Raw genomic sequence first — 13379 nt, 5'->3', positions numbered from 1 at the left:
TGATTACTCGTCAGCGCCCTTGTCGATCACTTTACGACCACGGTATACGCCTTCTGGCGATACGTGGTGACGCAGGTGAATTTCACCGGTGGTTTTTTCTACAGACAGAGTGCTAGCCGAAAGAGCATCGTGCGAACGACGCATGTCACGGGCAGAGCGGGATTTTTTGTTCTGCTGAACAGCCATAATTAATTAACTCCTAAACGTTTGGGTCACGCTTTAACTGCGCCAATACACTGAACGGGTTGGACCGCGTTACCTCGTCCTCGCCTGGATCGGGCTCATCGAGACCCGCCGGCTGCTGGCATTCTTCCGGATGATGAGCAGGCACAATGGGCAAGGCGAGCAAAAGCTCTTCCTCGATCAGTGCCAGCAGATCCAAAGGATCCTCGCCCAGCTCCAGCACGTCATAACCTTGCGGTAACGACTGGGTGTTCGCACCCTCTTTCACCACAGCATAACTGCACTCGCTGTGGATCGGCAGGGTGACCAGCTCAAGACAACGCTGGCAAACCATTTTGACTTCGGTGTCGATAGAGCTGTGGATGACCACAGACCTACGTTCATCTCGTTCAAAAACAAATTTCGCCTGGACCGTTCCGAGGGTATCGGAAAGCGGGTCGCAGAGTCTCTCCAAATCAGCCAGCAGCACTTCACCTTGGAGGGTAGTGCCACGATCAGCTAATTTGCGCGGGTCAACGTGAGGTGGAATCGGGTCATTCAACATAGGCGCAGCATTCTAGGGATGACCCCTTCACCTGTCAAAGGAAATTGTGCCTGTGCGACATCCTGTACGATCGTTAGAATCCCTGACCGCCCACAGGAGACGCGCATGCTGCCTTTATTACTCGCTTCAAGCTCGGTTTATCGCCGCGATCTACTGGCTCGCCTGCGCCTGCCTTTCAGTTGCAGCTCACCCGACATTGACGAAAGCCACCGCCCCGGGGAATCAGCCGTCGAACTGGTTAAACGCCTGTCCCTGCAAAAAGCCCGGGCACTTGCCACCCTCCATCCCGAACACCTGATCATCGGCTCCGACCAGGTGGCAGCGCTCAACGGACAGATCATCGGCAAACCTCACACTTTTGACAAGGCGCGCCAGCAACTTCTTGACGCCAGCGGCGCCAGCGTAACCTTTCTCACCGGCCTGACCCTGCTCAACAGCCAGACAGGCCACTATCAGACAGACTGCGTACCCTTCACCGTACACATGCGCACCCTCACCCCGAAACAAGTCGAGCGCTACCTGCTCGCCGAGGAGCCCTACGATTGCGCTGGCAGCTTTAAAGCAGAAGGCCTGGGAGTCAGCCTCTTCCAGCGCACCGAAGGCGACGACGCCACCAGCCTGGTCGGCCTGCCGCTTATTCGCCTGGTCGACATGCTGCTCGCCGAAGGCGTGGCCATTCCCTAAAACAAAAAAAACCGGCCATCTGAGGCCGGTTTTTTTAAATAACTACCGATCAGCGCAGCGTTGGACCCTGAAACCCCATCCACATCGCCAATTGCTCAGCGACACTGGCACCCAGCTTTTTAGAGAAACGATCGAAAGCCGATTCTTGCACCGTGAAATCAACCAGCTCTTTTTCACCGATCACATCACGCGCAACCGAACTGGCATTGCCCAGTCCATCGATCAAACCCAGCGGCAAAGCCTGCTGACCAGTCCAGACCAGCCCCGAGAACAGCTCAGGATGATCCTTGTCCTTGAGACGATCGCCACGGCCTTGCTTGACGCTGGCAATAAACTGCTCATGGGTGACATTCAACACGCCCTGCCAGAACTTGGTCTCGTCCGGCTTTTCAGGCTCGAACGGATCAAGAAAGGCTTTGTGCTCGCCAGAAGTGTAGGCACGACGCTGAATACCCAGCTTGTCCATTGCCCCGACAAAACCAAAACCAGCAGCCGTTACCCCGATCGAGCCAACCAGACTGGCTTTGTCGGCGTAAATTTCATCGGCCGCACTGGCAATGTAATAAGCACCCGAGGCACCCAGATCTGAAATCACCGCATACACCTTGATATCAGGGTGCAGGCCGCGCAGACGGCGAATCTCATCGTAGACATAACCTGACTGCACCGGACTGCCCCCCGGGCTGTTGATGCGCAGCACTACACCCTTGACCTTGGGGTCATCGAACGCAGCTTGCAGGCTGGTGACCAGATTGTCGGCACTCGCAGCCTCTTTATCCGCGATCACTCCGCGCACGTCGATCAAGGCGGTATACGCGCTACTGGTGGCACTGCGCTCCATATCCATCAACGGAGAAAACAGAAACAACACCATGATCAGGTAACAGAAAGTAAGGGCCTTGAACAAAATGCCCCAGCGACGCGCCCGGCGCTGCTCCTGGATACCCGCCAACAAGGTTTTTTCCAGCAATTTCCAGCTCTTGTCATCACCGCCAACCGGTTCAGACTCTGCAGGTGCCTTCCATTGATCAACCATGCTCTACCCCAGCAAAAACCTTAATTAACCCGACGATTCAGCCAGGCGCGCAATTCTGGAAAACTATCAATCGCCAACCGGGGCTCGAACTCAAGCAAACGCGCGACCGACTGAGCACCATAGCTCACCGCTACAGAGTCAATACCTGCGTTGCGCGCCATCAGCAAATCAAAAGAAGCATCTCCCACCATCAAGGCCTGACCGGGCTGCACCGCACAATGGGCCAGTATTTGATTCAGCATCAATGGGTCAGGCTTGCTGGCCGTCTCATCTGCCGCGCGGGTGATATCGAAAAAATCTTCCCAGCCATGGGCTTTAAGCACCCGATCAAGCCCCCGACGGGCCTTGCCCGTAGCAACTGCCAGCCGGTAACCCTCGGCACGAAAGGCCTCGAGCGACTCGGCAACCCCCGCAAACAGCGGTGACGGCTCGGTATCCATGGCCATATAGACATCAGCATAATGCTGGCGAAAGGCAATTACCTGGGCTTCTGTCATGTCTGGATAAAGCGTCAGGATGGCCTCAGGCAAGCCCAGGCCAATAATCCCCTTAACTGCCTCTTCATCACGCTCAGGACGGCCCGCACGCTGCGCCGCAACATGCATCGCAGCGACAATTCGACCAACCGAGTCGGCCAGCGTCCCGTCCCAGTCAAAAATCAGCAGCTTGTACTCATTCGGCACTCAGCAGGCGCTCCACGGTTTTGGCCCACATTTCATCAACAGGGGCCTGCAGTTTCAACTCGCCACCCTCCGGCAGAGGCACCGTCAACATGTAGGCATGCAAGAACAGGCGCTTGCCACCCAGGTCGCGAATTTCTTTAGAGAAGCCTTCATCGCCATACTTGGTGTCACCGGCAATACAGTGACCTGCATGCAATGTGTGCACACGAATCTGGTGTGTACGCCCGGTAATCGGCTTGGCCTCGATCATGGTTGCGAAATCGCCGAAGCGACGCAGCACCTTGAACACGGTGACCGACTCCTTGCCTTCTTCGTTGACCTCAACCATGCGCTCCCCGGAACGCAGATTGCTCTTCATCAGCGGCGCGCGCACCTGCTTGATCGAGGCAGCCCAGTTACCGCGCACCAGCGCCATGTAGCGCTTGTCGACACCATCACCGCGCAAAGCGGCATGCAAGTGACGCAACATGCTGCGCTTCTTGGCGATCATCAACAGACCGGAAGTATCACGGTCCAGGCGATGCACCAGCTCCAGCTCCTTGGCATCGGGACGCATCTGACGGAAGGCTTCAATCACGCCGAAATTCAGACCGCTACCGCCATGAACAGCGATACCGGCCGGCTTGTTCAGCACAATCAGCGCCTTGTCTTCATAGACAATGGCAGCTTCGAGTCGCTGCAACAAACCCTGCGCCACAGGTACCGGCTCGTCACGCTCCGGCACGCGAACCGGCGGCACGCGCACGATATCGCCCGCCTGCAGCTTGTACTCGGGCTTGATCCGCCCCTTGTTCACACGCACTTCGCCTTTGCGCAAAATGCGGTAAATCAAGGTCTTGGGAACACCCTTGAGCCGTGCAAGTAAAAAGTTGTCGATGCGTTGGCCGGCATATTCCGGCGAGACCTCAAGCAGCTGAACGCTGGGGGTCGGGGGGGTAGTGGTCATCATGCCGCGGATGATAACAATTTTTTATGGAATTGAAGCACTTAATCATTGCTGCTATAGTCGCGAACGCCGCCAAAAGCGGCCTGGACAGCGGATTAACGGTGAATAACCGGCCCTGCTCAACGCTCTTAATCAGGACGCGAGGCCGTCCTACGGGGCTTTTGCTGCATACGGAACACCTGGAGTTGTAACAAGCGCAGGTGACATGAGGCCTGAAGCGAGCCTGGAAAGCAGAGTGCAAACTCGCCTTTTACGCCGATATTCACGGCCAGTTCACAAAGTGCAGTCAGCTTCGGGCATTTCAAGCGAATGCTTCGGAAACATCGCCTTTATTAGCCATGATGCGTGAACTCCCCTTTTGGAGGACACGGTAAATGCCAACCCGCTGCGGATTCTGCGCGCGGCAGCACCCGAATTATCAGGGATACGTGTAGGGTGGAGATGCACAACCGCCGGACTGTGTAGCATTAGGCTTTATCAAGACGCTTCATCTCGTCCACAGCCGATGGTTGATTCCTCCTCCTGACTGAGTGCTTAAGTCACCACAGCAAGCAGGAAGCGTAAGTCGCGACTTCGCCCCCATTGGTCGAACCTCGCTGGACACAGGAGTGGCCAACTGCTCCTGACGCACCTGACACCGACCATGAGAAGTCGTGTGTGCCGAACGCCGTTTCCGGTAGCCCGGAAACCGACGGTACAACATGAAAAGAATGCTGATTAACGCAACTCAACCTGAAGAGTTGCGTGTTGCACTGGTAGATGGCCAACGCCTCTACGACCTGGACATCGAGTCGGGTGCGCGCGAGCAGAAGAAAGCCAATATCTACAAAGGCCGTATTACTCGCATCGAACCGAGCCTTGAGGCTGCCTTTGTCGATTTTGGCTCTGAGCGCCACGGCTTCCTGCCACTTAAAGAAATCTCCCGCGAGTACTTCAAGAAAGCCCCCGAAGGCCGCGTCAACATCAAGGACGTCCTGAGCGAAGGCCAGGAAGTTATCGTGCAGGTCGAGAAAGAAGAGCGTGGCAACAAGGGCGCAGCCCTGACCACCTTCATCAGCCTCGCTGGCCGCTATCTGGTTCTGATGCCTAACAACCCGCGTGCCGGCGGCATCTCCCGTCGCATCGAAGGTGAAGAGCGCAACGAACTGCGTGAAGCACTGAACGGCCTGATCGCCCCTGCCGACATGGGCCTGATCGTGCGCACTGCCGGCCTGGGCCGCAGCAGCGAAGAAATGCAGTGGGACCTCGATTACCTGCTGCAACTCTGGACCGCCATTAAAGAAGCCTCCCTGGATCGCTCCGCGCCATTCCTGATCTATCAGGAAAGCAACGTGATCATCCGCGCCATCCGCGACTACCTGCGTCAGGATATCGGCGAAGTACTGATCGACAGCGTTGAAGCCCAGGACGAAGCCCTGACCTTCATCCGCCAGGTCATGCCGCAGTACGCCAGCAAAATCAAACTCTACGAAGACAGCGTTCCGCTGTTCAATCGTTTCCAGATCGAAAGCCAGATCGAGACCGCCTTCCAGCGCGTCGTTGAACTGCCTTCCGGTGGCTCCATCGTTATCGACCCGACCGAAGCCCTGGTGTCCATCGACATCAACTCGGCGCGCGCCACCAAAGGCAGCGATATCGAAGAAACCGCACTGCAAACCAACCTTGAAGCGGCTGAAGAAATCGCCCGTCAGTTGCGCCTGCGCGACATCGGCGGCCTGATCGTCATCGACTTCATTGACATGACCCCCGCCAAAAACCAGCGCGCAGTGGAAGAAAAAGTCCGCGAGTGCCTGGAAGCAGACCGTGCCCGCGTACAAGTCGGCCGCATCTCGCGCTTTGGCTTGTTGGAAATGTCCCGTCAGCGCCTGCGTCCATCGCTGGGCGAAAGCAGCGGCATCGTTTGCCCACGCTGCAATGGCACCGGCATCATCCGTGACGTTGAATCGCTGTCGCTGGCCATTCTGCGCCTGATCGAAGAAGAAGCCCTGAAAGACCGCACTGCCGAAGTGCGCGCCCAGGTGCCAATCCCGGTGGCCGCGTTCCTGCTCAACGAGAAGCGCAACTCGATTACTAAAATCGAACTGCGTACCCGTGCACGCATCATCATCCTGCCGAACGATCACCTCGAAACGCCGCACTTCGAAGTTCAGCGCCTGCGTGATGACAGCCCGGAAGCCCACACCAACCAGTCCAGCTACGAAATTGCTGCCGCTGCTGCTGAAGTGGAAGAAGTTCAGCCGGCTGCCGCCACTCGCACTCTGGTTCGCCAGGAAGCTGCAGTTAAAACAGCACCGCCGCGCACATCGGCACCGGTTCCGACCGAAGCTGCTGCCGCACCGGCTCCAGCTGCTGCACCGGCCGCCACCATCGCCGAGCCGAGCCTGTTCAAAGGCCTGGTCAAATCGCTGGTAAGCCTGTTCGCCTCCAAAGAAGAGCCTGCGGCTCCGACCGTGGTTGAGAAGCCGGCAACTCCTGAACGTCCTGCGCGCAATGAAGAGCGCCGCAATGGTCGCCAGCAAAGCCGCAATCGCAATGGCCGTCGCGATGAAGAGCGCAAGCCACGCGAAGAGCGTGCACCGCGGGAAGAACGCGCACCACGCGAAGTTCGCGAGCCGCGCGAAGAAACTCCGGTAGTTGCAGTAGCCCGCGAAGAACGCGCACCGCGTCCTCCACGCGAAGAACGTGCTCCACGCGCACCTCGTGAAGAGCGCAAGCCACGTGGCGATGCCCGTGAAGAGCGCGTTCGCGAATTGCGCGAGCCTCTGGATGCAGCTCCTGTAGCAGCCGTTGCTGCAGTCGCCGCCGAAGAAGAGCGCGCACCGCGTCCACCGCGCGAAGAACGCCAGCCGCGCGCACCCCGCGAAGAACGTGCACCACGCGAAGTACAACCTGTAGCCGCCACCGAAGACGAAGAAGTTCTGTCGAACGAAGAGCAATCGCAGGACGAGTCGCAGGACAACGCCGAAGGCGATCGTCCACGCCGCCGCTCCCGTGGCCAGCGTCGCCGCAGCAACCGTCGTGAGCGTCAACGCGATGCCAACGGCAACGTGATTGAAGGTTCGGAAGAAAACAGCGAAGAAGGCAACGGCGAAAACGCACCGTCCGCCACTGAACTGGCTGCCGGCCTGGCCGTCACTGAAGCTGTTGCCAGCTCGGTCATCAGCGCTCCTGCTGAAGCCCAGGCCAATCAGCAGGCAGAACGTGCCACCCAAACCGTTCAGGAATCGGCTCCGGCAGAAACCGTGGTTGCAGAAAAAGCTCAAACAACTGAAGTAGCCATAGTGCCAACCCCGGTTGTTGAAGCCCCTGCAGTTGAAGTGCCAGTGGTTGAAGCGCCGATTGTTGAAGCAACAACCCCGGTCGAAGCAGTCAAGGCGCCGGAAGTCGAAGTCGTTGCAGCGCCGCAAGCACAGCCTGAAGTTCAGGTAGCTGTCGAGCCTGCCCCTGCAGTCGAAGCGCCAGTAGTAGCTGCGCCAGAGCCTGTGATTGAAGCTGTAGTCGAAGCACCGGCAGTAGAAGCGCCAAGCGTGGAAGCACCGGTTGTTGAGGCACCAGCCATCGAGAAAGCGCCTGAGCATGTCAAGGAAGCCCGCTTTGTACGCGAGCCAATTGCCGAGCCGGCTATTGTTGAGGCTGCTCCGGCTCCTGTTGCAGAACCGGTTGCTGTTGAAGCCGTAGTGACTGAAGCCGCCGTGATCGAGACAGTCGTGGTTGCACAGCCTGCTCCGGCAGAAGTCGTTGTAGCGACTGAAGTAACTGAAGTAGTGGTTGCAGCTCCGGTTGCCAGCACTGCGCCAAGCAACGGTCGCGCTCCCAACGACCCGCGCGAAGTACGTCGCCGCAAGCGTGAAGCAGCCGCCGCTGCTGCCGCTCAAGCAGCTGCTGGCGAAACCGTAGCCGAAGGCAATGAACACGAGCACAAACCGCTCGTCTAATTCTGCAGGCCACTAAAAAGCCCCGCCAGTTCTGAACTGGCGGGGCTTTTTTTATTTCCGTTATCTACCGTATCAACTGTAGGAGCGAGCTAGCTCGCGAGCTGTTTACAAGCGCACTGAAAAGCTCGCTCCTACAATGAATTGCGGGGCGCTAGAAGAACCAGAACGAACGCCTGTTACTTTCCAGCTCTCCACGGCACTGATTAAGTTGCGCACCATAGGTTTTCGACTGTTGCTCAACCTTGCGGGCCACCTGCATCAGCCAGGGCTTGGCGCGATAGGTATTACGACTGAACCCGCCCCTGCCCTCGTGATACGCCAGATACTGGTTGTAGGCATCCCATTTGGAAATGCCCAGTTGCTGCTGCGTACCGGCGGCATACCAGCCGATAAACATGATGGTGTCGGCGAAGTTGTCGCGTGAACCGCTACTGCCCATGCTCCGCTCAAAATCCTTCCAAGCAGGCGGCTGAGCTTGCGCATAGCCGTATGACGGGCTGACCCTGCCCCACGGAATTACCCACAGAAGATAAGCCCGGGGCGGAAGCGCGTCGGCGACAAAGCTGCTTTCCTGTTTCATGATTGCCATCGCCACATGAGGAGGCGTTCCCCAGCGGCTCTGCATCGCGACAGAGTCCTTGTACCAGGCAGGGTACTGACGATAGATATTGCACAGATTGCTCTGGTCTTTGGGCGGAGCGGTCGTACACCCGGTTAACGTCACCAGGGTCAACGCTATCGCCCATGCCGGTATTTGCTTCATTAATCACCCAGATCGGGAAACAGGGGGCGCAGTACGTGCAACCCCACCGGCTCACTGCAGCCATTAATACAGGTTCGGTTCCATCTCCAGCTGCACCGCGAAGCGCTGCTCGATATCTTCCTGAATGCGCCGGGCAAGGGCCAGCAACTGCAAACCGGTAGCCGAGCCATAGTTGACCAAAACCAGCGATTGCAAGCGATGCACGCCGGCATCAGCCTCACGAAAGCCCTTCCAGCCCGCCGCTTCGATCAACCAGCCGGCCGCCAGCTTCACCCGCCCGTCGGCTTGTGGATAACCGATCATGCCGGGGTGCGCCAGCTTCAGCTCAGCAGCCAGCGCCGCCGACACCAGCGGATTTTTAAAGAAGCTGCCCGCGTTACCCAGTACCGTCGGGTCCGGAAGCTTCTCGCTACGAATACTGCTGATTGCGCGGCTCACGTCCGTTGCCGTCGGCTGTTCGATACCCTGCTCACTCAGGCGCTGGCGTACAGGCCCGTACTCAAGGTGCAGGCTTGCGGCACGACTCAAGGCAAACCTGACCCGCAGAATTACCCAGCGACCCGGCTGTTGCTTGAACACGCTGTCACGGTACCCAAAATCGCACTCAGCCAGAGTGAAATCGCGTATTGCGCCGGATTGCCGGTCAAGCGCGGTAAGCCCCGCAAACACGTCTTTGATCTCAACCCCATAAGCGCCAATGTTCTGTACCGGCGCAGCCCCCACTGTTCCCGGGATCAAACTGAGGTTTTCCAGCCCTGACAGGCCTTGCTCGAGTGTCCACAGCACAAAGGCATGCCACACCTCGCCCGCTTCGGCCTCGACCACCACACGCTGACCATCGTCTTCAACCACACGAATCCCACGGGTGGCCATGCGCAGAACCAGGGCAGGTACATCCTTGGTGAGAAGCAAATTGCTACCGCCACCGATTACCAGCAAAGGTAAATTGTGCTGCTGCGAACACTGCAATGCCTCATGCACATCGTCATCGCTACGGGCCTCGGCATACAGGCTCGCGCGTACATCCACACCAAAGCTATTGAACGGCTTGAGCGACTCATCAACCTGCAACAGCAAACTCATAAACGCCCCTTCAACTCAATCACCAGCAAATCGCAGGCAGACTCGACCAGATCCAGTACCTCTTCAAAGCCGTCCTCGCCATCGTAATAAGGGTCGGGCACTTCGTCTTTAACACCATCGAAACGGCGCAGGAACAAATCAAGCTCAGCCTTGCCATGAGCGGGCTGCAAGGCTTTAAGGTCCCGCAGGTTGCTCAGGTCCATGGCCAGAATCAGGTCATAGTGATTGAAGTCGGGGGCTACGACCTGTTGCGCACGCAGTGCCGACAAGTCGAAGCCGCGCAGCAGGGCCGCACGCTGAGTACGCTTGTCGGGAGCTGCACCAACATGCCAGTTGCCTGTTCCTGCAGAAGCCACTTCAACGCGCCCAGCCAGACCCGCCTCCTGCAACTTGTGACGCAGAACGCCTTCGGCCGTAGGGGAGCGGCAGATATTACCCAGACAAACGAACAGGACGCGCATCACGCCTCCAGCAAACGCCGAACGCGCTCAAGGTCTTCAATCGTATCGACACCGGCAGGAGGCGCTTCGAGGACGTCAGCCACATGGATTCGCACACCGTGCCACAGTGCCCGCAATTGCTCCAGACGCTCGGTGTTTTCGAGCCAGCAAGGGCCCCAGCTCACGAAGTCATGCAAGAAGCCGGCACGATAGGCGTAGATGCCGATATGGCGGCGATACGGCACACCCGCAGGCAACTGGTCGGGGTGCAGAGCGAAATCATCACGGGCCCAGGGCAAGGTCGCACGGCTGAACGTCAGCGCCAGCCCGTTGATATCACTGACCACCTTGACCACATTCGGGTTGAACAGGGTCTCGACGTCCATGATCGGCTCAGCCAGGGTCGCCATGCTTGCCTCACTGTGGGCAGCCAGGTTGACCGCGACCTGATCAATCACTTGCGGCGGAATCAGCGGCTCATCGCCCTGCACATTGACCACGATGGCATCACTGACCAGCCCGAGCTGGGTTGCCACTTCAGCCAGCCGGTCGGTACCGGACTCATGATCGGCGCGGGTCAGCAGTACTTCAGCACCAAACGCCTTGCAAGCTTCGACAATGCGCGCATCGTCAGTGGCAACCACCACCCGTTGCGCGCTGCTTTTGCAGGCCTGTTCCCAGACGTGCTGAACCATCGGCTTGCCGGCAATCATTTGCAGCGGCTTGCCGGGCAAACGGGTCGATGCGAAGCGCGAGGGAATCACAACGGTAAAAACCGGAATCATTTATCCAGACGCTCATCAGTGCTAAGGGTACGGGCTTCGGTTTCAAGCATCACCGGAATGCCGTCACGGATCGGGTAAGCCAGACCTGCACCCTTGCTGATCAGCTCGGTTTTATCGGCGCTGAGCTTGAGCGGGCCTTTGCAAACAGGGCACGCGAGGATATCGAGCAGTTTGGTGTCCATAAAATGTTCCCCTGAAAAAGATCGGTTAGGGCAAAAGACGATTGGGCAAAAGACGCAATAACTGTCGGTCAATCCACAGCACGAAGGCGGTGGACGGTACAGCGTCAACCGCCAGATACCACCAGTCAGGCGACGCAAAGTCGCGGCACTTTACCGCGTCCTTTTCAGTCATGACCAACGGCAGTGGCGGCATAAAATTCAAGACCTCGGCACTATAGGGCGCATGGTCTGCGAAAGCATGGGTGATTGGCCGCCAGTGTAGCGTTTCGAGGGTAGTGAAGAAACGCTGCGGATTACCGATCCCGGCCACGGCATGCATTGCCTGTTGCGGCGGGAAAAAGTCCAGCGCCTTACGCTCGCCACTGAGCAGATTGATCAGCGCCGTCGGCTGCAACTGAAACGCAAATCCGCCCGACGGGTCGCTGGCGGCACCGTTGTACAACACCGCGTCCACACTCTGTAAACGCTCGGCCGGCTCACGCAACGGGCCGACAGGCAGGCAATGGCCGTTGCCCAGGCCCCGGGCGTTATCGATCAGCACCAGCTCCAGATCCCGCGCCAACCGGTAATGCTGCAAACCGTCGTCAGAAAGAATCAGGTCCAGCGGCTCGCTTGCCAGCAAGGCTTTGACTGCCCGGCTGCGATCAGGGTCGATCATCAACGGCACGCCAGTACGCTGCACGATCAGCAAGGGCTCATCACCCGCTATTTTGGCACTGTGCTCGGCGCTGACACGCCAGGGCAATTGAGGTGGCCTGGCGCCATAACCACGGCTCACCACCCCGACCCGTAGGCCTCTGCGCTGACAATGCTCGATCAACCACAAAATAAGCGGTGTTTTACCGGTACCGCCGACGGTGATGTTACCCACTACCACCAACGGCACCGGCGCACGATAAATCTCGCCTTGACCCGCGACAAAGCGCGCGCGCTTGCGCTCAACCACTTTGCGGTACAGGCATTCCAGCGGGCTCAACAGCTTGAGCAGCGGATGCCCGGCATACCAGGCACGCAGCAAACGATCAGACATGGCCATCAGTGAGGCGCCTGCGCCTCAACAGTGGTCATGCGCAAATGGCTGAAGCCGAGCTTGCCGGCCGCATCCATTGCTGTAATGACCGCCTGATGCTGGGTTTTGCCATCGGCACTGATCGACAATGGCAAGCTGGTATCGCCGCCGGACTCCTTCTCCAGGGCTTCGATCAGGCTCGCCAGATCGTTTTTTGGCAGCAATTGGTCGTTCACCGAAAAAACCCCGTCTGCGCTGATGGCGATATCCAACTGTTTGGCGTTCTGCTCGTCACTGGGCGAGCCGGTGACGGCCTCCGGCAGATCCACCCGCAACTGGGTTTCGCGGGTAAAGGTGGTGGTCACGACAAAGAACAGCAGCAGGATAAACACCACGTCAATCAACGACGCGAGGTTTATATCGACGGTTTCCCGTGGCTTGCGGCGAAACTTCACGCTCTGCTCCCGACCATGTCGACTTCACGGTCGCCTTGCACCACTTCGACCAGTTTGATCGCTTCCTGCTCCATGCCGACCACCAGCTCATCAACCCGACGCTGCAGGAAGCGATGGAAGAACACGGCCGGAATACCGACCATAAGGCCCGCAGCGGTGGTAATCAGGGCTTTGGAAATACCGCCCGCGAGCACGGCAGCATTGGTGGTCATGCCAGACCCCATGAATGAACTGAAGATATCGATCATGCCCAGAACCGTACCCAACAGGCCCAGCAGCGGTGCCATTGCGGCAATGGTACCCAGGGCATTGAGGTAACGCTCAAGCTCGTGGATGACCCTGGCAGCGGCCTCTTCGATGCACTCTTTCATGATCTCGCGACCATGTCTGGAGTTGGCCAGGCCCGCAGCCAGGATTTCGCCCAGCGGGGAGTCGGCGCGCAATTGCTTGAGTTTTTCCTTGTCCAGCTGCTTGTCCTTGATCCAGACCCAGACCTGCCCGAGCAGATGAGGCGGAGTCACGCGACTGGCACGCAGGGTCCACAGGCGCTCGACAATAATGCCCAGCGCGGCAACAGAGCTCAGAATGATCGGCAGCATCATCCAGCCGCCGGATTTGACCAGTTCCCACACAGTGAAAATCCCCTCGAAA

At 58.2% G+C, this 13379-nt stretch carries 15 protein-coding genes; 2 read left to right on the top strand and 13 right to left on the bottom strand.

Going from position 1 to position 13379, the window contains the following annotated elements:
• Positions 1-3: 3 nt before the first annotated feature.
• Positions 4-186, bottom strand: a complete 183-nt coding sequence (gene rpmF / locus AOC04_RS03125) for a 50S ribosomal protein L32 (protein ID WP_003442519.1) — start codon at positions 184-186, stop codon at positions 4-6.
• Positions 187-199: 13 nt separating this feature from the next.
• Entirely contained in the window at positions 200-727 is a 528-nt protein-coding gene (locus tag AOC04_RS03120) for a YceD family protein (protein ID WP_060691107.1), read from the bottom strand.
• Between the two features lie 105 nt (positions 728-832).
• On the opposite strand from AOC04_RS03120, the gene AOC04_RS03115 reads away from it, so the two are divergent.
• On the top strand, positions 833-1411 hold the full coding sequence (locus AOC04_RS03115; protein WP_060691106.1) for a Maf family protein: 579 nt from the start codon (positions 833-835) through the stop codon (positions 1409-1411).
• Positions 1412-1460: 49 nt separating this feature from the next.
• On the opposite strand, the gene sppA is transcribed toward AOC04_RS03115, so the two are convergent.
• The 3 genes from sppA to rluC are packed head-to-tail and all read right to left on the bottom strand — an operon-like array spanning position 1461 to position 4079.
• Positions 1461-2447: a signal peptide peptidase SppA gene (gene sppA, locus AOC04_RS03110; protein WP_060691105.1), complete on the bottom strand. Its 987-nt coding sequence runs from the start codon at positions 2445-2447 to the stop codon at positions 1461-1463.
• A 20-nt stretch (positions 2448-2467) separates the two neighbouring features.
• A complete protein-coding gene (locus AOC04_RS03105; RefSeq protein WP_060691104.1) occupies positions 2468-3130 on the bottom strand; it encodes an HAD-IA family hydrolase in 663 nt (220 codons plus the stop codon).
• A complete protein-coding gene (gene rluC / locus AOC04_RS03100) occupies positions 3120-4079 on the bottom strand; it encodes a 23S rRNA pseudouridine(955/2504/2580) synthase RluC (RefSeq protein WP_060691103.1) in 960 nt (319 codons plus the stop codon). The genes AOC04_RS03105 and rluC overlap by 11 nt, the downstream gene beginning before the upstream one ends.
• 707 nt (positions 4080-4786) lie before the next feature.
• On the opposite strand from rluC, the gene rne reads away from it, so the two are divergent.
• Complete coding sequence (gene rne, locus AOC04_RS03095) at positions 4787-8011, top strand: ribonuclease E (RefSeq protein WP_060691102.1); 3225 nt, start codon at positions 4787-4789, stop codon at positions 8009-8011.
• Between the two features lie 151 nt (positions 8012-8162).
• Here rne and AOC04_RS03090 read toward each other — a convergent pair whose 3' ends face one another.
• From AOC04_RS03090 to AOC04_RS03055, 8 genes are all read right to left on the bottom strand, one after another.
• Positions 8163-8774, bottom strand: coding sequence for a transglycosylase SLT domain-containing protein (locus AOC04_RS03090; protein WP_060691101.1), 612 nt, complete (start codon positions 8772-8774; stop codon positions 8163-8165).
• 63 nt (positions 8775-8837) lie between these two features.
• The gene (gene murB / locus AOC04_RS03085) at positions 8838-9857 is read right to left on the bottom strand and encodes a UDP-N-acetylmuramate dehydrogenase (protein WP_060691100.1); all 1020 of its coding nucleotides are present in this window, start codon (positions 9855-9857) and stop codon (positions 8838-8840) included.
• On the bottom strand, positions 9854-10318 hold the full coding sequence (locus AOC04_RS03080) for a low molecular weight protein-tyrosine-phosphatase (RefSeq protein ID WP_060691099.1): 465 nt from the start codon (positions 10316-10318) through the stop codon (positions 9854-9856). Before AOC04_RS03080 ends, murB begins: the two co-directional genes overlap by 4 nt.
• On the bottom strand, positions 10318-11082 hold the full coding sequence (gene kdsB, locus AOC04_RS03075) for a 3-deoxy-manno-octulosonate cytidylyltransferase (protein ID WP_060691098.1): 765 nt from the start codon (positions 11080-11082) through the stop codon (positions 10318-10320). Before kdsB ends, AOC04_RS03080 begins: the two co-directional genes overlap by 1 nt.
• Positions 11079-11264, bottom strand: a complete 186-nt coding sequence (locus tag AOC04_RS03070) for a Trm112 family protein (protein WP_003442540.1) — start codon at positions 11262-11264, stop codon at positions 11079-11081. Before AOC04_RS03070 ends, kdsB begins: the two co-directional genes overlap by 4 nt.
• Positions 11265-11289: 25 nt before the next feature.
• Positions 11290-12300, bottom strand: a complete 1011-nt coding sequence (lpxK, locus tag AOC04_RS03065) for a tetraacyldisaccharide 4'-kinase (RefSeq protein WP_060691097.1) — start codon at positions 12298-12300, stop codon at positions 11290-11292.
• Positions 12300-12728 carry an ExbD/TolR family protein gene (locus AOC04_RS03060; protein WP_060691096.1) on the bottom strand — a complete coding sequence of 143 codons (429 nt, stop codon included), beginning with the start codon at positions 12726-12728 and terminating at the stop codon, positions 12300-12302. Before AOC04_RS03060 ends, lpxK begins: the two co-directional genes overlap by 1 nt.
• Positions 12725-13360, bottom strand: a complete 636-nt coding sequence (locus AOC04_RS03055) for a MotA/TolQ/ExbB proton channel family protein (protein ID WP_060696858.1) — start codon at positions 13358-13360, stop codon at positions 12725-12727. Before AOC04_RS03055 ends, AOC04_RS03060 begins: the two co-directional genes overlap by 4 nt.
• Positions 13361-13379 lie beyond the last annotated feature (19 nt).

The sequence above is a fragment of the Pseudomonas versuta genome, from assembly GCF_001294575.1.
Taxonomy (GTDB): Bacteria; Pseudomonadota; Gammaproteobacteria; order Pseudomonadales; family Pseudomonadaceae; genus Aquipseudomonas; species Aquipseudomonas versuta.
This window is presented reverse-complemented; position numbering and strand designations above follow the sequence as displayed.